The organism is Spirillospora sp. NPDC000708 (genome assembly GCF_040299565.1).
GTDB lineage: Bacteria > Actinomycetota > Actinomycetes > Streptosporangiales > Streptosporangiaceae > Spirillospora.
On sequence record NZ_JBEPCJ010000065.1, the window covers coordinates 40,268 to 60,785 of the forward strand.

The 20,518-nt window shown below is 74.8% G+C and carries 15 protein-coding genes; 6 read left to right on the forward strand and 9 right to left on the reverse strand.

Features of this window, described 5'->3' with window-relative positions; all coding sequences use genetic code 11:
• Position 1 precedes the first annotated feature (1 nt).
• Positions 2–2,116, forward strand: coding sequence for an acetate--CoA ligase family protein (locus ABT299_RS35530; RefSeq protein WP_500253401.1), 2,115 nt, complete (start codon positions 2–4; stop codon positions 2,114–2,116).
• Positions 2,117–2,176: 60 nt separating this feature from the next.
• Here ABT299_RS35530 and ABT299_RS35535 read toward each other — a convergent pair whose 3' ends face one another.
• A complete protein-coding gene (locus ABT299_RS35535) occupies positions 2,177–3,316 on the reverse strand; it encodes a thiolase C-terminal domain-containing protein (RefSeq protein WP_500253402.1) in 1,140 nt (379 codons plus the stop codon).
• Positions 3,313–3,744: a Zn-ribbon domain-containing OB-fold protein gene (locus tag ABT299_RS35540; protein WP_500253403.1), complete on the reverse strand. Its 432-nt coding sequence runs from the start codon at positions 3,742–3,744 to the stop codon at positions 3,313–3,315. The genes ABT299_RS35535 and ABT299_RS35540 overlap by 4 nt, the downstream gene beginning before the upstream one ends.
• 134 nt (positions 3,745–3,878) lie before the next feature.
• Here ABT299_RS35540 and ABT299_RS35545 point away from each other — a divergent pair, with 134 nt between their 5' ends.
• Positions 3,879–5,387 carry an MFS transporter gene (locus tag ABT299_RS35545; protein WP_387029241.1) on the forward strand — a complete coding sequence of 503 codons (1,509 nt, stop codon included), beginning with the start codon at positions 3,879–3,881 and terminating at the stop codon, positions 5,385–5,387.
• 48 nt (positions 5,388–5,435) lie between these two features.
• Here the strand turns inward: ABT299_RS35545 and ABT299_RS35550 are convergent, their stop codons facing one another.
• Both ABT299_RS35550 and ABT299_RS35555 read right to left on the reverse strand, forming a co-directional pair.
• Positions 5,436–8,231 carry a hypothetical protein gene (locus tag ABT299_RS35550; RefSeq protein ID WP_500253404.1) on the reverse strand — a complete coding sequence of 932 codons (2,796 nt, stop codon included), beginning with the start codon at positions 8,229–8,231 and terminating at the stop codon, positions 5,436–5,438.
• 66 nt (positions 8,232–8,297) lie between these two features.
• A complete protein-coding gene (locus ABT299_RS35555; protein WP_500253405.1) occupies positions 8,298–9,530 on the reverse strand; it encodes a M20/M25/M40 family metallo-hydrolase in 1,233 nt (410 codons plus the stop codon).
• Positions 9,531–9,686: 156 nt separating this feature from the next.
• Between ABT299_RS35555 and ABT299_RS35560 the strand changes: the two genes are divergently transcribed.
• Both ABT299_RS35560 and menC read left to right on the forward strand, forming a co-directional pair.
• Positions 9,687–10,475 carry a hypothetical protein gene (locus ABT299_RS35560; protein WP_500253406.1) on the forward strand — a complete coding sequence of 263 codons (789 nt, stop codon included), beginning with the start codon at positions 9,687–9,689 and terminating at the stop codon, positions 10,473–10,475.
• Positions 10,475–11,587 carry an o-succinylbenzoate synthase gene (menC, locus tag ABT299_RS35565; protein WP_500253407.1) on the forward strand — a complete coding sequence of 371 codons (1,113 nt, stop codon included), beginning with the start codon at positions 10,475–10,477 and terminating at the stop codon, positions 11,585–11,587. Before ABT299_RS35560 ends, menC begins: the two co-directional genes overlap by 1 nt.
• A 78-nt stretch (positions 11,588–11,665) precedes the next feature.
• Here the strand turns inward: menC and ABT299_RS35570 are convergent, their stop codons facing one another.
• The 4 genes from ABT299_RS35570 to ABT299_RS35585 are packed head-to-tail and all read right to left on the reverse strand — an operon-like array spanning position 11,666 to position 16,266.
• Positions 11,666–12,451 (reverse strand): serine hydrolase, encoded by a 786-nt coding sequence (locus ABT299_RS35570; protein WP_190868795.1) that lies wholly within the window; start codon positions 12,449–12,451, stop codon positions 11,666–11,668.
• A gap of 57 nt (positions 12,452–12,508) precedes the next feature.
• A complete protein-coding gene (locus tag ABT299_RS35575) occupies positions 12,509–13,915 on the reverse strand; it encodes an SLC13 family permease (protein ID WP_500253408.1) in 1,407 nt (468 codons plus the stop codon).
• A gap of 49 nt (positions 13,916–13,964) precedes the next feature.
• Entirely contained in the window at positions 13,965–15,560 is a 1,596-nt protein-coding gene (locus tag ABT299_RS35580) for an N-acyl-D-amino-acid deacylase family protein (protein WP_500253409.1), read from the reverse strand.
• A 13-nt stretch (positions 15,561–15,573) separates the two neighbouring features.
• Complete coding sequence (locus tag ABT299_RS35585) at positions 15,574–16,266, reverse strand: MurR/RpiR family transcriptional regulator (RefSeq protein ID WP_433149471.1); 693 nt, start codon at positions 16,264–16,266, stop codon at positions 15,574–15,576.
• A gap of 270 nt (positions 16,267–16,536) precedes the next feature.
• Here ABT299_RS35585 and ABT299_RS35590 point away from each other — a divergent pair, with 270 nt between their 5' ends.
• Positions 16,537–16,908: a DUF4267 domain-containing protein gene (locus ABT299_RS35590; protein ID WP_387029253.1), complete on the forward strand. Its 372-nt coding sequence runs from the start codon at positions 16,537–16,539 to the stop codon at positions 16,906–16,908.
• Positions 16,909–17,075: 167 nt separating this feature from the next.
• Positions 17,076–18,320 carry an acyltransferase family protein gene (locus ABT299_RS35595; RefSeq protein ID WP_500253410.1) on the forward strand — a complete coding sequence of 415 codons (1,245 nt, stop codon included), beginning with the start codon at positions 17,076–17,078 and terminating at the stop codon, positions 18,318–18,320.
• 31 nt (positions 18,321–18,351) lie between these two features.
• Here ABT299_RS35595 and ABT299_RS35600 read toward each other — a convergent pair whose 3' ends face one another.
• Positions 18,352–19,761, reverse strand: a complete 1,410-nt coding sequence (locus tag ABT299_RS35600; RefSeq protein ID WP_500253411.1) for a DHA2 family efflux MFS transporter permease subunit — start codon at positions 19,759–19,761, stop codon at positions 18,352–18,354.
• Positions 19,762–20,518: the final 757 nt, after the last annotated feature.

The window sequence follows — 20,518 nt, forward strand, 5'->3', positions numbered from 1 at the left end:
GATGGGCTCTCGCGATCCGCGGGCGGGGGTCCGCGCGCTGTTCAACCCGGGGTCGATCGCGCTGGTCGGCGCGAGCGACAAGTCCGGCTGGTCGGCGAGCACGTTCGGGAACCTGCGGGCGCACGGGTTCGGCGGGCCGGTGCACCTGGTCAACCCGCGCGGCGGGCTCGTCCACGGCCACCCCGCGCACCCGAGCCTGGCGGAGCTGCCCGGCCCGGTCGACCTGGCGTACGTGATGGTGCCGACCCCCGCTGTGCTGCCGGTGCTGCGGGACGGCGCCGCGGCCGGGATCCGGAACTACGTCGTGCTGACCGCCGGGTTCGGCGAGGCGGGCGCGGACGGCGCGCGGCTGGAGGCGGAGGTCGTCGCGTTCGCGCGGGAGGCGGGGCTGACCGTCCTCGGCCCGAACGGCAACGGCTACATCAACGCCGCCGCCGGCATCACCCCCTACGGCCTGCCGATCCCGCCGCCGCTGCTGCGCGGCCCGGTGGGCGTGGTGCTGCAGAGCGGCGCGCTGGCCAGTTCGGTGCTGGCGTTCTCCCAGGCCCGCAACATCGGGCTCAGCCTGCTCACGTCGATGGGCAACGAGTCGCTGGTCACCGTCCCCGACGTGATCGACTACCTGGTGGACGACCCCGCGACGAGGGTCATCGCGCTGTTCCTGGAGTCGGTGCGGGACCCGGACGCGTTCGCGCGCGCGGCGCGGCGGGCCCTGGAGGCGGGCAAGCCCGTCGTCGCGCTGAAGATCGGGCGCAGCCGGCTGGCGTCGCGCACCGCGCGGGCCCACACCGGCGCGCTCGTCGGCGACGACGCGGTGGTGGGCGCGGCGTTCCGGCGGCTCGGCGTCGTCCGGGTCCGGTCGCTGGAGGACCTGATCGTCACCGCCGGGCTGCTCGCGTCCGCCGGGCCGCTGCCGGGGCCCCGGATCGGCGTGGTCACCCCGTCCGGCGGCGCGTCGGAGATCATCGCGGACCGGGCCGAGGACGAAGGCCTCGACCTTCCGCCATTCGCGCCCTCGACGGTGGAGGCGCTCGCGGAGATCCTGCCGCCGTTCGCGACCGTGCAGAACCCCCTCGACGTCACCGGGTACGTGCTGATCGACCGGACGCTCCTCGGCCGCGCGCTGGACGTCGTCGCCGCCGATCCCGGCATCGACGCGGTGATGCTGCTGACCGACCTGCCCCGGTTCGCTCCGCCTGACCCGTCGGTGCCGATGGCGACGTTCGCGGCGCACGCCCGGCGGATCGCCGCGTCGCCGCGTCCGGTCGTGGTGGTCGGGAACACGCTCACCGACGTGTCGGAGTTCGGGCGCTCCGTGCAGGAGAGGACCGGGTTCCCGCACGTCGTCGGCGGGATCGAGCACGGCATGCAGGCGATCGGCGCGGCCGTCCGCTGGTCGGCCGGACGGGAGCGCGCGCTCGCGCGACGTCCCGAGGCCGGCGAACCCGTCGCCGTGGACGGCGCCGCCGGCGCGACCGGCGTGTGGGCCGAGCACCGCGCCGCGGCCCTCCTCGCCGGCGCGGGGCTGCCCGTGGTGCCGTCCGCGCTGGTCGACGGGGAGGACGCGGCGGTCGCGGCGGCGGACCGGTTCGGCTACCCGGTCGTCCTCAAGGCCGCGGCGGACGGCCTCGCGCACAAGAGCGACATCGGCGGCGTCCGCCTCGGCCTCGCCGGGCCGGACGCCGTCCGCGCCGCGTACCGCGAGGTGATGGCCGCGCTCGCCGGCCGCGACGGCGCCGGCGCGCTCGTCCAGCCGCAGCGGCCCGGCGGCGTGGAACTGCTCGCCGGGATCGTCCGCGACCCGGCCTGGGGCCTCACCCTCGCGGTCGGCCTCGGCGGCGTGTGGGTGGAGGCGCTGCGCGACTCCGCGCTGCGCCTGCTGCCGGTGGACGCGCGGGACGTCCGGGAGGCGCTCGGCGAGCTGCGCGGCGCCGCGCTGCTCGACGGCGCGCGCGGCACGAAGCCCGCCGACCTCGACGCCGTCGCCGGCGTCGTCGCCCGCGTCGCCGCGCTCGCCGCGTCCCTCGGCGACCGCCTCGAATCGCTGGAGATCAACCCGCTCCGCGTCGACGGCGCCGAGGTCGAGATCCTCGACGCCCTCGTCACCTGGACCTGAGACGCGGATCTGCGGCGTGCCGCCCCGATGACGGCCGGCCGAGGGACGGCACGCCGCGGCTCAGCGGTGGGAGGCCAGGACGAGGACGGCGGCGGACATGAACATGCCGCCGTTGCCGAGCACCGCGCTGACCTCCGCGTCCGGGACCTGCGCGGCGGCCTCCTTGCGGAGCTGGCGGACGGCCTCCTGGATCGCGAACATCCCGTACATGCCGGTGTGGGTGTAGGACAGGCCGCCGCCGTTGGTGTTCAGCGGGAGGCGGCCGCCGGGCGAGGTGTGGCCTTCGGCGATGAACGCGCCCGCCTCGCCGCGCCCGACGAAGCCCATGTCCTCCAGCCCGTAGATCGGCAGGTGCGCGAACGCGTCGTAGATCATCAGGTGGTCGACGTCGCCGTGCCCGACGCCCGCCTCGGCGAACGCGGCGCGCGACGCCCGCCGGAACGCGGCCGAGCTGGTCAGGTCGGCCATCTGGGAGATGACCGGCGACTCGGCGGACTCCCCCGCGCCCAGCAGGTGGACGAGCGGGCGGCGGGTGCCGAGCGCGCGGGCGCGGTCCTCGGACGTGACGACGAGCGCGCCGCCGCCGTCGGTCACCAGGCAGCACTCCAGCAGGTGGAACGGGTAGGCGACCATCCGGGACGCGAGGACGTCCTCGACGGTGATCGGGTCGCGGTACATCGCGCGCGGGTTGAGGTTCGCCCAGCGGCGCTGCGCGACGGGCACCTCGGCGAGCTGCTCGTGCGTGAGGCCGGTCTCCTTCATGTACCGCAGCGCGGTGAGGGTGAAGGCGGACGTCGGGCCGAACACGCCGTACGGGGCCTCGAACTGGCCGCTCAGCGAGTCGGGGGTGCGGGCGTGGCGGGGCGCGCCGACGCGCGAGCGGCCCGACTCGCCGTGCGTGACGAGGACGGTGCCGCACATCCCGGCGCGGATCGCGGCGGCGGCGTGCCGGACGTGGAACAGGAACGACGAGCCGCCGACCTGCGTCCCGTCGAGCCAGGCGGGCTCGATCCCGAGCGAATGCGCGATCTCCACCGGGCCGGGGGTGCCGACGGTCGCGACGCCGTCGATGTCGTCCTTGGTGAGCCCGGCGTCGGCGAGGGCGTTGCGGGCGGCCTCCAGGTGCAGCTGCCGGGTGGAGCGGTCGGGCAGCCGGCCGATCCCGTCGGTCTCCGCGGCTCCGGCGATGACGATGTTCACCGGGCCTCCGCGGGGGCGAAGAGCGGGAGGCGCACGTCGCCGCGCTGCTCGAAGACGACCTGGAGCGGCAGGTCGAGGGGCAGGTGGTCGGGGTCGGCGGGCACGCCGACGAGGTTGCTCATCATCCGGACGCCCTCCTCGAGTTCCACGATGGCGATGACGTAGGGCGCCTCGTCCTCGAAGCCGGGCGCCGGACGATGGTTGATCACGTACGAGTGGAGGGTGGCGCGCCCGGTGGCGGTCACCCAGGCGACGTCGCCGGAGCCGCAGTGGGGGCAGCTCGGACGGGCATAGAAGAAGTGCCGGCCGCAGCCGCGGCAGCGCTGGACGCGCAGCTCCCCGGCGGCGGTGCCGTCCCAGAACGGCCGGGTGTCGGGGGTGGGGCGCGGGACGGGCTTGGAGGCCGCGGGCCTGGAGGCGGTGGACATCGCCCTCCTCGAAATAGTTCTAGATCGAGATTCTAGAACTTAGCTCTGGAAAATTTAAGGACCCGAACCTAGAGTTCGCTTCAAGAACCACCGGGCCCGAAAGCCCCCCGCCGGGACAACCGGAAAGAGGTGCCATGACCACCCTCGATCACCCGGCCGCCCCCGAGCCCAGAGCCGCGATCGACCGCCTCTGGAAGCGCGACCTCGACCGCTACCCCGACACCGGCCCCCGCGTGTGGTACCTCGCGGTGGTCGTCCTCGCCACGATCGTCCTCTACTGCGAGCAGTACGTGACCGGCGGCGTGGCGCCGCTGGTGCTCGCCCACTTCGAGATGTCGTTCCTCTTCTACGTCAACGCGCTGGTCATCGGGGGCCTGGTCGGCGCGTTCGGCGCCCTCGCCGCCGGACTCTGCGACAAATGGGGGCGCGCCAACCTGGTCGCCTACGGGCTCGGCGTCACCGGGGTGCTGACGCTGCTGCTCCCCTCCATGCCGAACAAGTGGGCGTTCGTCATCCTGCTGACGGTCATCGGGATGGTCGAGGGCGTGATCCTGGTGGCCACGCCCGCCCTGGTCCGGGACTTCTCCCCGCAGCTCGGCCGCGCGTCCGCGATGGGCTTCTGGACGCTCGGCCCGGTCGTGGCGAGCCTCATCGTCAGCTTCGTCGCGAACCGGACGCTGGAGCGGCTCGACAACAGCTGGGCCAGCCAGTACTACATCATGGGCGCGTTCGGGCTGGTCGTGTTCGCGATCGCGCTCGGCGGCCTGCGGGAGCTGAACCCCGGCCTGCGCAGCCAGGTCATGGTCAGCGCCGGGGACCGCGCGAAGGTGGAGGCGCGCGCGGCGCAGGCCGAGGCGAGCGCCGACCTCGGCCGGCCGTGGGCGCAGATGCTCAAGTTCGACGTCCTCGCCCCGGCGGTCGGGATCTCGATCTTCCTGATCATCTACTACACCGCGGTCGGGTTCTTCACCATCTACCTGACCACCACGTTCGGGTTCACCACGTCCCGCGCCAACGGCATCAACACCTGGTACTGGGCGATGGACGCGATCGCGCTGGTGGTCGTCGGGCTCGTGTCCGACCGGCTGCGGGTGCGCAAGCCGTTCATGGCCGGCGGCACCGTCCTCGCTGTCGTCATGACGTACGTGTTCCTGACCCGCGCGACCCATCCGCACACGAGCTTCGCGGCGCTCGCGACCATCGTCAGCCTGCTGGCGGTCGGCCTCGCCATCGCGTACGCGCCGTGGATGGCCGCGTTCACCGAGACGATCGAGCGGCGCAACCCGGCGCTGATGGCGCACGGGCTGGCCGTCTGGGGCTGGACGACGCGGATCGCGGTCGCCGGCTCGGTGTTCGCGCTGCAGTACGTGGTGAGCAGCGCGAACACCCTGGTCAGCGCCCCCGAGAAGCTCGCGGAGGCGAAGGCGGCGCAGCAGGCGGGGCACGCGCCGCCGGCGGGGCTGCTGCACCAGCTCGCCGACATCAAGCAGGCGGCGGCCGACGCCCCGCACCAGTGGCAGCACTGGTGGTGGGTGTGCATCGCCGCCCAGGTGCTGTTCTTCGCGCTGATGCTGCCGCTCGCCGGGCGGTGGAGCCCGCGCGCCGCGAAGGCCGACCTGGAGGCGGCCGAAGCCGGGAAGTAGGAGGTGCCGCGCGGCCGTCCCGCGGGCTTCCGGTCCGCGGGACGGCCGTCAGTGGTGCGCGTGGGCGCGGGCCCACAGGGCCGTCCAGCCGCCCGCGCCGAGCCACGACGCGGGGACGCGCAGTCCCCGCCCGGCCAGCGCGTCCCAGAAAGAGCCGGTGTCGGCGCCGAGTTCGGCGGCGTCGGGCATCGCGCGCCGCCACGGGCCGTCCTCGTCCTTGAGGGTCGTCGCCGGGTAGCCGGGCACGTGCACCTTGCGCGGCGGAACGACGCCAACGAGTGGAATCTCCGGCGCGGCGCAGGTGACCAGGACGGTCAGCGCGCACAGCAGCGGCTCGGTCGTCCGGTGCCCGACCGCGCGGGCGACGGCCGGGTCGTCCCGCACCGCCAGCCGCCCGATCGCCGCGCGGACGCGCCGCGCGACGAGGTCGAGCGCGTACGGGTCGGCGATCGCGGGCAGCAGGACGAGCCTGCGCAGGGTCTTCGGCAGCGGCGGCTCGCCGAGCAGCAGCGGGAGCCGGTCGTAGCGCTCGCGCAGCGCCGGGTCCAGGCCGGCGAGCGCGGCGGCGAGCGGCCGCGTCCCCGTCGCCTCCCACAGCCGGACCAAGGGGACGGCCCGGGTGTCGAGCGTGCGGCGGACCGCGGCGGTGAGCTGCGCGGGACCGAGCCGGCGCAGCCTGGCGAGCGCCGCGTCCGGCGGGGTCGCGGCGACGGCGGCGAACACCTCCAGGGCCGCGGCGCCGGACGCGTCCCACTCCGCGCGGGCGAGGTCGCCGAGCACCGGCCCGACCTCCTCGACCAGGCGCGGCGCGGCGCGCCGCCGCGCCGTCCTGGCGGGCGGGACCTCCTCCGGCACCGGCGCCTCGGGCGGCCGGATGCCGGGAAGCGCGTCCACCCACGCGCGGAACGCGCGGTCCAGCTCCTCGCCGGGCGCCTCGTTGAACCGCGCCGCGATCTCCGAGACCCGCCACCCGCGCGACTGCGGCCGCAGCGGGCCGACCTCCGCGTTGGCGACGAGGACGCCCTTGCCGTCGTAGAGGCCGAGCAGGGCGACGCGCCCCTCGCGGGCGTCCTCGATGTACCCGGGCCCGGCGATGCAGTTGCCCATGTAGTCCGACCACTCGGCCAGGTCGCGCGCGTTGCGGGCCACCCGCACCCGGACCCCCGCCCCGGGCACGGCCGCCCCGTCGGCGGCGGCCACGGGCGGCGGCACCGCGAAGTCGCCGGTCAGCGCCGCGCGGATCGCCGTTCCGGCGGCCAGCCCGTCGGTGAACGCGGTCCAGGTGCGCGCGCCCTTCGGCGGGGCGCCGCCGAGCTCGACGAGCTGCGCGGCGCCGGACACGGCGAGCGTCACCGAGCCGAGCCGGGGCGTGAGCGGCTCGGGGTCCTCCGGCGGCGGGTCGTGGTCGAACCAGGGGGCGCCGGTCCCGTTCACCGAGCGCGCCGCGTCGTGCCCGTGCAGCCGGGCGAGCGCGTCGATCAGGTCGACGTACCAGAGCAGGTCGCCGGCGAGCTCCTCGCGGTCGCGCAGCGGCCCGCGGTCGCCGAGGAGCGGGCCGGTCCACGGCGGGATGCCGTCCCACTCGGCGGGCGGGCGCGCGTCGCTGTACCCGGCCGCGTCGCGCCAGGCCCCGAGGGCGGTCGCGCCCCAGTCGCGCAGCACGTCGGCGCGGTGCCCGATCATCCGCGCCATCACCGTCTCGACGGTCTCGATGACGAGGAGGGCGAACTCCCGCGCGCGCGTCAGCCGCGGCTTGACGAAGCCGATGAGCCGCGCGTCGACCGGTCCCCCGGCGGACAGCCTGCGGTGGATCTCGCCGGCGTGGACGGTGGGCCGGGAGGGCAGCCCGCCGTCGCGGCGGCGGCCGTCGGCCCACGCGGGGCACTGCTCGACGACGGCGGCGAGGAGGGGCGCGGAGCGCGCCAGGCCCTCCTCGTAGCCGTGGTCGGCGACCGCGACGGCGGTCCGGAGCAGAGCGGTGGCGGCGATCGCGTCCTCGAAGGCCCGGACGAGCTGGTCGCGCCAGTAGCCGTCGGGCGGGATCCACCGCGCGGCGTCGGCGAGCGTCGGCTCGCCGGCGCCCAGCGTCCGCATCATCCAGCCGACGACCAGGTCGTCCTCGTGGCGGGCGCGGCGTTCGCGCAGGTCGGAGAGGCGCTCGCGGCGGCCCTGCGTGGCCATGCGGCGGGCGCGGCGGCGGGCCCGGTCCCGCTGGTCGAGGACCAGCGACCACAGGTCGAGGAGCAGGTCGAGCCGGCGCGGGCGCGGCACCTCCTCGAACGCCCGGCCCAGGTACCCGGCGAGCACGGACGGCGGGCCCGGCACGGCGGTGTCGGGGCCGTCCAGGCCGAGGACGCGCTCCAGCTGCTCGGGCCCTAGGACGTCGCTCGCGGCGGACGCCAGGTGCAGCGCGGCCCAGCGCCCGTCCGCGGCCGCCTTCGCCGCCGCCGCGCCCACCCGCCGGGTGACCGAGGGGCCGAACAGCGCGACGAGGAACCCGGCCCGGTCCCCCAGCCGTCCCGCGTTCTCCGGCCCGAGCGCCCGCAGCGCGGCGAGGACCGCGTCGCGCTGGTCGCCGCGCGCCCCGTCCAGCCGGGCCGACCGGAACCCGGCGCCGAGGTCGACGCCCGCGCCGGCGGCCGTCGCCCCGCCCGCCTCCACCAGCGCGGACAGCGCCGCGAGCGCGCGCCGGACGTCCTCGACGGCGGCGTCGGCGGGGCCCAGCGCGACGGCCGCGCCGGGCCGCTCGGACGGGCCGCCGGTGACGCGCTCCGGACCGGACGGACCGGCCGTCCACGCGGCCAGGTCCGAGGCCACCACGCCGCCCGCGAGCCGAACCTTCACGCCGGTGATTCTGCTCGCCCCGCCCCGGCCCGTCGACCCGATTTCCGCCGGTTCGCCGGTTCCGGGTCAGGGCCGGTACGGGACGGCGAAGAGGGCGGCGAGGAGCGCGGCGCAGCGGGCCAGGTCGGCGGCCTGGATGTGCTCGTCGGCGGCGTGCGCGCCGCGCCCGCGCGGGCCGAGCCCGTCGAGCGTGGGCAGGCCGCGCGAGCCGGGCAGGTTCGCGTCGCCCGCGCCGGCCGCCGGACGGCCCTGGACGGTCTGGCCGAGCGCGGCGCCCACCGCCGCGAGGTGCGCCAGCAGCGGGTTGGCGGGGTCGTCGGGCCAGGTCGGCCGGGACGTCAGCACCTCGGCCTCCACCTGCGCGCCGTCCCGGACCGGGCGGGCGCCGCGCAGCGCGTCCAGCATCCGGCGCTCGGATCCGGCGTCGGTAAAGCGGAGGCCGATCTCCGCCCAAGCGTCCCCGGCGACCACGTTGGCGCGGCGGCCGCCCTCGATCCGGCCGATGTTGAGCAGGGTGGTGCCGTCGTCCGGCACGGCGGCGCGGACGGCGGCGAGCTGGTCGAGCAGCTCGTCGATCGCGGACACGCCGCGCCAGGGGTCCAGGGCGGCGTGCGCCTCGCGGCCCCGGACGCGCAGCGCGACGCGGGTGCTGCCGCGCCGCGCGGACTTCAGCGCGCCGTCGGGATGCGGCGACTCCAGGCCGATGACCGCCGCCGCGCCGTCCATCTCGGCCTCGACGAGGTCGCGGCCGGTGGGGCTGCCGACCTCCTCGTCGGCGACGACGACCGCGCGGACGGGCGCGGGCACGGCGATCCCGGCGGCGTCGAGCGCCTGGAACGCCGTCTCCAGCGCGACGAGGCCGCCCTTCATGTCGAAGACGCCGGGACCGGTGATGGTCGTGCCGTCGTCGGTGTAGGGCATGTCGGCCAAGCGCCCGACCGGCCAGACGGTGTCGTAGTGGCCGACGACGAGGAGGTGCCCGGGCCCCTCCGGCCCCCAGGAGGTGACCAGGTGGTCGCCGCTCGGGGACGGCACCCGCCGCACCCGCCCGCCGGCGGCGGCCTGCCCGGCCTCGACCAGGTCGGCGCAGCGGGCCAGCGCGTCGGCGTCGCCGCTGGGCGATTCGGCCAGCGCGTACTCGCGCAGGCGGGCGCGCGCGGCGTCCAGCAGGTCGGCGGCGGCCCCGGTGATGCGGGCCGCGTCGTCGGGGTCGAGCACGGCGGGGTCGGACGGGGTGGCGTCGGACGGGGTGGGGTCGGACGGGGTGGGGTCGGACGGGGTGGGGTCGGGCGGGGTCATGTCCCTCCAGGGCCTGGAAGATCATTGACGAACATACGGATCGTATAGCCGTCATGATCGCGGCGATATTTGACGCTGACAAGGCGTGATGCTACAACGAGGACATAGATCTACAACATATCTAGGTCAGGACATGTGCTGACAGTAAGCGATGCGATGCCTGTGAGATCCCCGGCCGTGCACGTGCGGCCCCTGTCCGGACCCGCGGAGATGCGCGCCGCGGTGGCCCTCTACCGCGAGGTCTTCCGGCTCGGCGCGACCGACCCCGCGGTCAGCCCCCGCCTGCTCATCTCCCTCGCGCACAACGGCGGCTCGGTCGTCGGCGCGTTCGACGGCGACGACCTCGTCGGGTTCGCCTACGGCTTCGGCGGCGTCGACCCGGCCGGCCGCGTCTACCACTACTCGCAGATGGCCGCCGTCCGCGACGACCAGCAGGGCCGCGGCGTCGGCCGCGCCCTCAAACTCGGGCAGCGCGAGCAGGTGCTCGCCACCGGCGTCACCGCGATGCGCTGGTCGTTCGACCCGGTCCGCACCCGCAACGCGCACTTCAACCTCGACGTCCTCGGCGCGGTCGCGCGCTGGTTCGAGCCGAACCTGCTCGGCGTCGAGGACGTCGGCCGCGACCGCGGCATGCGCACCGACCGGCTCATCGTCGAATGGGACCTGACCGCCGACCTCCCCGCCGCGCGGGACCGGGCGCCGAAGCCGCCGCCCGTCGGCTGGGGCGAGACCGCCCGCGACGGCGACGCCGTCCTGTTCGGCCTGCCCAGCGACTGGGAGGCGCACGTCGCCGCCGACCGGGACGCCTCCGTCGCGCTCCGCGAGCGGGTCGCCGACGTCATGGGCCGCCTCATCGAAGGCGGCCGCGCCGCCGTCTCGTGCGAGGTCGCCGGCCGCGACACCGCCGTCTACCGGTTCGTCCCCGACCCGCAGGAGAAGCACTGATGCCCGCCGTCGCCGCCGTCGAGGCGTTCCGGCTGAGCCTGCCGCTCGTCCACACCTTCCAGACCAGCTCGCACCGCAAGTCGCACCTGGAGCACATCGTCGTCCGGGTGACGGACGACGCCGGCGCGTCCGGCTGGGGGGAGATCGCCTCGCCGAGCGACCCGTACTACTGCCCCGAGACCGTCGACACCTGCTGGATGATGCTGCGCCGCTACCTCGCGCCCGCGCTCGTCGGCACCGAGTGGGACCACCCGTCCGAGGCGGGGCGTGCGTGGGCGCGGATCCGCGGCCACCACTTCGCCAAGGCCGGGTTCGACATCGCCTGCTGGGACCTGTGGGCGCGCGCGTCCGGCACCTCGCTCGCCGCCGCGCTCGGCGGCACCCGGCGGAGCATCGCCGCCGGCGTCAGCCTCGGCATCGAACCGACCGTCGACGACCTGCTCGCGCAGGTGGAGCGGCACGTCGCGGACGGCTACCGGCGCATCAAGCTGAAGATCGCGCCCGGCTGGGACGTCGCGCCGACCCGCGCCGTCCGGGAGGCGTACCCGGACCTCGCCGTCCAGGTCGACGCCAACGGCGTCTACCCCGAGACGCTGGAGGCGCTCGCCACCATGCGCGAGCTGGACGTCCTCGGCCTGCTGCTCATCGAGCAGCCGTTCGCGCCGGGCGCGCTCGCCGCGCACGCCCGCCTCGCCGCCACGATCGGCACGCCCGTCTGCCTGGACGAGTCCGTCGACGACCTGGACCAGCTCGACACCGCGATCGCCCTCGGCGCCGGGAGCATCCTGAACGTCAAGGTGTCGCGGATGGGCGGCCTCACGGCGGCGCGCACGGCGCACGACCGGGCCGTGGCGGCCGGCTGGCAGGTGTGGTGCGGCGGCATGCACGAGTTCGGCGTCGGCCGCGCCGCGAACGTCGCGATCGCGTCCCTGCCCGGCTTCGACCTGCCCAGCGACGTGTCCGGCTCGGACAAGTACTACGCGCACGACATCGTGGCCCCGCCCATCCGCGCGACCGACGGCATGGTCCCCGTCCCCACCTCCCCCGGCCTGGGTCACGAGGTGGACGAGTCCCTGATCCGCGCCCAGGCGAGCGACACCTTCCGCACCTGACCTCCGTCGAGTCGCGGCGAGGCGAGGCGTCGCCATGAGCAGTGCTTCATGGCGACGCCTCGCCGCGACTCAAGGAGTTCAGAGGAGGCCGGTGGCGCTGTAGACGGCTCGGCCCGTGTCCGCGATCAGGGTGGCGGCGTCGGCCTCGGACGCGATGCCCTCCGTCATGGCGACGAGGACGATCGGGTCGCGGTCCTCCGCCAGGACGATCCCGGCGTCGTGGCAGACGGACGCCAGCTCGCCCGTCTTGTGGGCCAGCGTCACGCCCGGCGGGAGGTGCCGGGGCAGGCGGTCGTTGAGCTGCTGGCGGGCCAGCGCGTCGAGCGCGAACGCGGTGCCCTCCTCGCCGAGGAACTCGCCCCTGACCAGTCCGGTCAGCAGCGCCGCCACGTCCGCCGGGGTCGTGACGTTCTCGTCGCCGCGCGCGCGGGCCGCCGCGTCCATCATCACCCGGGCCAGCACGGTGGAGCGCAGCCCGTGCCGGGCGCACCAGGCGTTCACCGCGTCCATCCCGACCAGGTCGATCAGCAGGTTCGTCGCGGTGTTGTCGCTGACGATGATCATCAGCGTGAGCAGGTCGCGGACGCTGAACTCCGCCGCGTCCGCGAGGTCTTTGATGACGCCGCTGCCCGGGACGCGGGCGTCCGGCGGCGCCGGCAGCCGGTCGCCGAGCGACCGGCCGCCGGACTCGGCCTCCGCCAGCACCGCCGCCATGACCGCGATCTTGATCACCGACGCGGAGGTGAAGCGGTGGTCCGCGTTCACCTCCGCGCGCTCGCCGGAGCCGAGGTCGTGCGCGACGACGCCGAGCGTCCCGCCCAGGCGGGACGCCCGCCGCACCAGTTCGTCCAGTTCGTCGCGCACGTCAGACCTCCGGGGGCAGGGCCGCCCCGGGACGGCCCCGGGGCGGCTTCGTCGGGACTAGAGCAGGATCGCGAACAGGACCAGGAATCCCGCCGTGTTCGCGACCATGATGGCCCAGCCGTTGAACAGCATCATCCGCAGATCGCTGGACCGGGCGAGACCCATCTGCCCCATCATGTCCGCGGTGGGGTACGGGCCGAGCTGGTCGATCTGCGCCGTCCCGAGCAGCGACACCGCCCACGCCGCGGGCGGCACGCCCAGCGACGTCACCAGCGGCCCGAACAGCTTGTTGATCAGCACGACCTGGGCGACCGCGGCGCCCGGCACCGCGTGCACGTACCCGAGCAGGACCACCAGCAGCAGGAACACGTACGGGCCGACGTCGGGCATGACGCCCTTGAGGTGCTCGAAGATCGTGTCGAACGCGCCGGTCTTCTGCACCAGGGTCAGCAGCGGGTCCAGCAGCCAGAACAGCATGAACAGCCAGATCAGCCGGGCCGCGCCCGCGTAGACGGCCTCCGCCGTCCCCTTCGCGCCGAGCCCGCCGGCCAGGCCGGTCGCGGCGGCGGTGACCACCATGACGACCAGCGCGTAGGAGTAGCCCGCCTTGACCCACACGCCGTACACGGCCAGCGCGACCAGCACGCCGATGAAGGCGAGCGCGGCCCACTGCCCCCGCCTGTTCGGCGCGGCGTCCGCGTCGTCGTCGCGCGCGGCGTCCTCCGGCGCGTACTCCTGGTCGGTGTGCTTCTGGATCCAGCGGGCCATGAAGAACCCGGTCACGATGGTGATCGCGCCGACCGGCAGGCCCGCGTGCAGCAGGTAGTCGCCGTACGACAGCTTCGCCGCGGCGGTGATCGTCACGACCGGCGGGGTGAACGGGCCGAGCATCAGCCCGGCCGCGCCCGACGCGTGGAACATCGCCGCGACGGCCGGGGGCCGCCAGCCCATCCGCGCCGCGATCGGGATGACGATCGGCGCGATGATCGCGTTGCCGCCCGCGAGGGTGCCGAGGGCGCCCACGATGACCAGCGACGACACCATGACGCCGAGCTGGACGCGGGTGGGGGTGCTGAGCCCGATGCGGCCCATCACCGTCCGGACGAGGGTCTGCGCGGCGCCGGTCTCCTGCGCGACGTGGCCGAGGCCCGCGCCGAGCAGGATGATCAGGCCGATCACCGCGACCAGCGACCCCATGGAGGTGGCGAGCTGCGTGCCGAGCGGGACCGGCCCGGTCCTGGTCATGATCGCCGCGACGATGACGGCGCCGATGGTGGCCAGCACGACGTCCACGCCGAGCAGGGCCAGCACCGCGTACATGATGATGGGGACGAGGCCCCAGAGGCCGGCCTTGCCGCCTGCGACGGCGAGGGCGATGCCCGCGACGACGCAGACCGCGAAGCAGGCCACCGAGGTGAGCTGCCTGCGGTCCAAGCGTCCGGGGGGCGAGATGGCGCTGCTCAAAAGCGCTCCTGTTCAACGGGGATCCGGGGGGATCCGGTAAACGACGTGCTCAGCCGGCACGGCGCAGCACGCGTCCGGGACGCGCGCCGGTGGCCGTGCCGTCGCGCAGCACGGGGACGCCGCGCACGAGCACGTGCCGCACACCCGTGGCGAGCCGCCAGGGGTCTGCGAAGTCGGAGGTGTCGGCCACCGCGGCCGGGTCGAACACGGCGATGTCGGCGACGCGGCCCGCGCGGAGCTCGCCGCGGTCGGCCAGCCCGAGCCGCGCGGCGGGGAGGGAGGTCATCTTCCGGACGGCCTCGGGCAGCGTGAGCAGCCGGTCCTCCCGCACGTAGCGGCCGAGGACGCGGGCGAACGTGCCGAAGCTGCGCGGGTGCGGGCGGCCCTCGCCGGACGGGGCGAGGGTCCAGCCGTCGCTGGCGACGCTGACCAGCGGGTGCGCGAGGACGGCCGCCACGTCGGCGGCGGACATCGCGTGGTTGACGATCGAGACGGTCGCGTTGTGCGCGGCGAGCAGTTCGAGCGCCGCCTCCGCCGGGTCCAGGCCGGTCTCGTCGCCGATCTCGGTGAGGCTGCGGCCGGTGAACCGGGAGTACGGGCCGTCCGGCAGCTCCGCGACGACGACGCCGGCGGGGTCGATGTCGCGGCCGAAGCGGGCGCGCAGCTCCGCCGCGATCCGGTCCCGGGTGGAGCGTTCCATCAGCCGTTCGAGCAGCCGGGCCGCGCCGCCGTCCATCGCCCAGCCCGGCAGCCGGGACGTCAGCGTCGTGGACGACGCCGTGTAGGGGTACACGTCGGCGGTGACGTCCACGCCTGCGGCGCGGGCCGCCTCGATCTTCGCGAGCGCCTCGCGGACCGTCCCGTGGTTGGCCGGCCCCATCGCCTTCAGGTGCGAGATCTCCAGCCGCACGCCCGACCGGCGGGCCGTGTCCAGCGCCTCGTCGACCGCGGCGAGCAGCTCGTCGCTCTCGTTGCGCATGTGCGTGGAGTAGAGGAGCCCGTGCCGCGCGGCCTCGGCGGCGAGCGCGGCGACCTCGCCGGACGACGCGTACGACCCGGGCGCGTAGATCAGCCCGGTGGAGAAGCCGAACGCGCCCTGCTCGGCGGCGGCCGCCAGCAGCGACCGCATCGCCGCCAGCTCGTCATCGGTGGCGGACCGCTCGTCCGGGCCCATCACGAGCGTCCGCAGCGCCTGGTGCCCGACCTGCGTCGCCAGGTTGATCGCGGGCCGCTCCAGGTCGACGGCGCGGGCGTAGCCGTCCAGGTCCGTCCACTGGAAGTCGACGCCGGACGCGAGGAACCCGGCGGCGCCGCGCAGCTCCTCCGCCGCGGCGACCGGGAACGGCGAGAACCCGCAGTTGCCGCCGAGCAGCGTCGTCACGCCCTGGTACACGGCCGTGTCGGCGGCCGGGTGCTCCTGGAGGGTGAAGTCGGCGTGCGAGTGCAGGTCGATGAAGCCGGGCGCGACCACCAGGCCCGTGGCGTCCAGCTCCGGGCCCTCGTGCGTCTTGCCGGGCGGGACGACGTCCTGGACGCGGCCCTCGCGCACCACCACGTCGGCGCGCCGCGCCGGCGTGCCGGTGCCGTCCAGCACCTCGCCGCCGGTGATGACGACATCGTCCGTCTCGCCCGTCGTGTGTCTCATGGGTGCGCGCCCCTCATTCGTCGGAGTAGATGGCCAGGGCGTGGGCGAGCCCCTCGCGCCTGGCCAGCCGCCGGCGCGCGCCCTTCGCGCTGGCCGCGGTGAGCGTGGCCAGCGCGTGCACGACGGCGGAGATCGCGGTCGGGGAGTCGGCGAACGACGCGCTTCCGGTGCCGACCACCACGGTGGTGTGCGCCGCGGCGGCGAGCGGGCTGCCCGCGTCGTCGGTGATGGCCACGACGTGCCCGCCTGCCGCGGCGAACTCGCGCGCCACGACGATGGTGGGACGGGCGTAGCGGCGGAACGAGAACGCGATGAGCACGTCGGTGGGCCGCACGTCGCTGAGCACGTCGATGGCCCGGACGGCGCCCTCGTCGATCAGGCTGACGCCGGCGAGGCTGGCCGACAGCTCCAGGTGCAGGAGGGTCGCGTGCGCGCGGCTCTTGGCGCTGCCGAGGACGAACCGGCGCCGGGCCGCGACGACCCGTCCGGCGGCCTGCTCCAGCGTCCCGTCGGCCTGCAGCGCGGCCATGGTGCGCTCCAGGTTGGCGCGGTCGGCCTCGACCACCGCGTTCAGCAGCACCGAGGCCGAGGACTGCCGCCGCAGGCGGGCGCCGTAGCGGGCGTCCGGGCTGCTCAGCCGGCGGTTCTCGGCGGCCGCCTCGGCCTGGCGGTCCGCTGCCGGAGGCCGGGGGGACTCCTCGCTCACGACCCTCTCCCGTCCATGGATACGTAACCTATGTTGCCGCGCCCTGTTTCTAGCAGTATGGCGCAGCGCACGTCAATGATGCTGCTCATCCAAATCTATGCAGGTCATCCCAGGGAGACCAAATGACCGGTCTCCACTGGCGATATGGAACGTATCTCCCTTGTTTCCGGGCGATTGCGGCGGCAATTCTTCTAGCAGCGCTAGAACTTCTAATTCTGCTCTGTTAGTGTCGACCCTGTTCCTAGCAACGCTAGAAGTTGGAGCCTCGCCATGCTGACCCCCATCGCCTACGGGCTCGCCACCGTCCTCAGCCTCCTGGTCCTGTTCATCGGCGTCCGTTTCCTCGTCTCCCCGCGCCCGGCGGCGGCCGGCTACGGCGTGCCCGCGAAGGACGGCGGCGATGCCGCCTACCTGGCCATCAAGGGGGTGCGCGACGCGACCTTCGGCGTCCTCGGCCTGGCCCTGCTCGCCTTCTCCACGGCGCACGCCGCCGGCTGGTACATGCTCGTCGTCGCCCTCGCCCCGCTCGGCGACACGCTCATCGTCCTGCGCTTCGGCGGGACGAAGGCGGCCGCGTTCGGCATCCACTTCGCCACCGCCGCCACCGTCCTCGTCAGCGCCGCCCTCCTCTTCGCGATCTGAGGGCGCAGGTGGCCGGGACGCCCGGCGCGAGACGGGCCGCGCCTCGCGCCGGGCCGGCGGCGTCTCCGCTCAGGGAACTTCGGCGGGCGGGGCGCCGAACCTTGGGATTTCCTGGAGAAGTTGACGAAATTGGCGGGGTTTCTTCCTAATCGGTCTAGCCTGTCGGGATGATCCCGCCTTTAGGTGTTTCCACCCCCACGCGCCTCGGGTGGCTGGACGTGCTGCGGGGGTGGGCGGCACTGGCGGTGGCCCTGCACCACGCGAGCTACGTGTACCTGCCCGACGTGCGGATCGCGCTGCAGGACTGGTTCGATCCCGGCACCTACGGGGTCCTCGTGTTCTTCCTGGTCAGCGGCTACATCGTGCCCGCGTCACTGGAGCGGCGGGAGAGCGTCCGCGGGTTCTGGATCGGCCGCTTCTTCCGCATCTACCCGCTGCTCGCGGTGTCGTGCTTCTTCGCGGTGCTGCCGTTCCTGCTGGGCGTCCGCGGCCTGCGGGCGGGCCTGGAGCACTACCACCCCGTGACGGCGATCCTCGCCCACCTGACGATGATGCAGGACCTCCTCGCGGTCCCGAACGCGATGAACGTGCTGTGGACGCTGTCCTACGAGATGGCCTTCTACCTGCTGGTCGTCGCGCTCTTCGTGGTCCGGGCGCACCGCCGGTCCGCACCGGTCTCCGTCGGGCTCACGGCGGCGGCGCTGGCGGTAGGCGGGCTGATACCGACCTGGCAGCTGTCGGGGCTGCTGTCCCGGACGGCCGGCGTCGGCGTCGTCGTCGCGGTCTGCTTCGCCGCGCTGGTCGCGGCGATCGCGGCGGCGGTGTCGGGCCGCGCGGCGGCGCGGGTCGCGGGCGGGCTGCTCGGCGGGCTGCTCGCGGCCGTGCTGGTGGTGCTGAACGGCCGCGTCGGCGCGTGGCTGGGCCTGGCGATGATGGCGCTGATGTTCGCGGGGACCGCCGTGTACCGCGCCGAGCAGGGTCAGATCCCCGCCTGGTCCGGCGCCGCCGCCGCGGTGCTGGTGCCGGCCGGCGCGCTCGCCGCCGGCGTCTGGAACATGCACGGCTACTGGCACGCCCAGCTCGTCTGGGCCGGGACGGTCCTCGCGGCGACGGCGACGTTCGCGGGAACCTGGCTGCTGCGGCACCGCCGGTTCCCGCGCTGGGCGACGGGCCTCGGCACCGCGAGCTTCTCGATCTACCTGCTGCACCCGCTGCTGCTGATGGTGGCCGTCCAGTTCCTCGGCACGTCCGGCCCCGCGAACCTGCCGGGCCTGCTGGTCTTCGTCGCCGTGCTGCTGGCCGCCGGCTGGGCGTCGCACCGCTGGATCGAGGCGCCCGCGCAGCGGCTCGGCCGCCGCCTCGCGCGGCGCGCCCCGTCCAGGGCCACCGAGCCGCCGGTGCTGGTGTCCTAGCGCCGCGTCGCGGCGGAACGCGAGCCGGAGGTCAGCGGCGGGGGCGCGGCAGGAACGCGACCAGCGCGGTGCCCGCCGCGGTGATGACCGCCGCGATCAGGAACGCGGTGGCGTAGCCGCCCGCGAGGTCGGAGCCCGACCGGGCCGCCGCGGTCGCGAGGATCGTGAGGCCGATCGCGCCGCCGATCGTCCGGGAGGTGTTGACGACGCCCGCCACGGCGCCCGCCTCCGCCCGGTCCGCACCGGCCGTCGACGCCTCCACCAGCGGGGTCATGAGCAGGCCGAACCCGGTCGCCATCACGATGCCGGGGCCGAGGATCGACCCGGCGAACGTCCCGCCCGCGTCCAGGACGGCGCTCTGCCACGCGAACCCGGCGGCCGCCATCAGCCCGCCCCCGGCGGCCAGCAGCCGGGCGTCCATCCGGGCCATCAGCGTGGGCGCGAGCCTCGAGCCGACGATGATGCCCGCGGTGTGCGGCAGGAACGACACCCCGGTCCGGACGGCGCTGTAGTGCAGGACGTTCTGCATGTAGAGCGACAGGAAGTACCAGAGCGCGAACCCCGCCATCGTGCTGACGAGGGTCGCGAGGTTGCCGACCGCGACGCTGCGCAGCCGGAACAGCCGCAGCTGGACGAGCGGCTGGGCCGTCCGCGCCTCGACGGCGACGAACAGCGCGAGCAGCACGATCGCCGCGACCAGCGGGACGAGCGAGTCCGTCGACGTCCAGCCGTGATGCTCGGTCCGCCCGATGCCGAAGGCGAGCAGGCCGACGCCGCCGGTGACGAGGACCGCGCCGGGCAGGTCGAGGCGCTGCCGGTCCGCGGCGGGGCGCTCGTCGCGCAGCCACCGTCCGGCGATCACGGCGGCGGCGACGCCGATGGGGACGTTGATCAGCAGCACCCAGCGCCAGCTCAGGTAGTCGGTGAGGAGGCCGCCGACGAGCCCGCCGGTGGCGCCGCCCGCGGTGCCGACCGCCGTCCACATCGCGATCGCCCGGGTCCGCGCGGGCCCCTCCGGGAACGTCCCGGTGATCAGCGACAGCGTGACCGGCGCGAGGATCGCGGCGCCGAGGCCCTGGACGGCGCGGGCGCCGATGAGCATCCCGGCGTCCTGCGCGAGCCCGCCCGCGAGGCTGGCCGCGGTGAACAGCCCGAGGCCGGTGACGAACACCCGCTTGCGGCCGAACAGGTCGGCGGCGCGCCCGCCCAGCAGCAGGAACCCGGCGAACGCCAGCGAGTAGGCGTTGACCACCCATTGCAGGCTCGTGGCGCCGAGCCCGAGCCCGGCGCGCATGCCGGGCAAGGCGACGTTGACGACGGAGATGTCGAGGACGACGAGGAACTGGCCGATGGACGCGGCGAGCAGCGCGGCCCACGGCGGGGTCCCGCCGGTCCGCCGGTCCCCCGCGTCGACGGCGCCGCCTTCTTGGATCGTGGTCATGGAACCCATGCTCGCGGCGGGGCCGCCGCCGCGCGTCGGCCGCCGGACCCAATCCGCCGGGTCCGATCGTCCTAGGACCTGCCACCTTCCACCAGCACGGCCGCGTGCACGCCGTCCACGAACGCCCGCCCGCTCGCCCCGACGACGACCACCCTGACCTGCACAGACATCGCGCCGAACGTCGACGCAACACCCACCGCGCCCGCGCCCGCGCGCGCCGCCGATCTGCAGCACTGTCGCCTGCAGACCGCCCGCGACGCCGCCGTCCCGGACCGGGGCGCTCCCAGACCGGGGCATTCCCGGACCGGGGTGTTCCCGACGATCGCGGCGGACGACGCGGACAGCACCATCCCCCGCGCCCAGCTCGAGCGTGCGAACGGCGGCCACATCTCCCGCATGCAGCACCAAGGCCACATTGCGATCGCAGAGATTGAGCAGAAGGACGAGACTCGCGCTTTGGTCCGGGCAGGGATTTAGGTGACGGATGCTCAGTTCATGTCATTGTGGCAACTTGTTCTTGGGCAGCCTCGGTCATCTGCGCATGCACGCCCAGTTCTTAAGTTCATCGTGGGCCGAGCTTTTCGAGAAGGTGTCCAGGGTGGTCTTCGAGAGAGGGGCGGGGTGTTCTGGCGGTGGTGCGAGACGGGTTCTTGAATGGGGAGATGGGGTGTTCGGGTGGTGGGGTGGCGCTTGCGTACGGGGCCGCCCCTCCAAAGTCAAGGGCGCCTTCGGCGTCGCTTCGCGATGGACTTCGTCC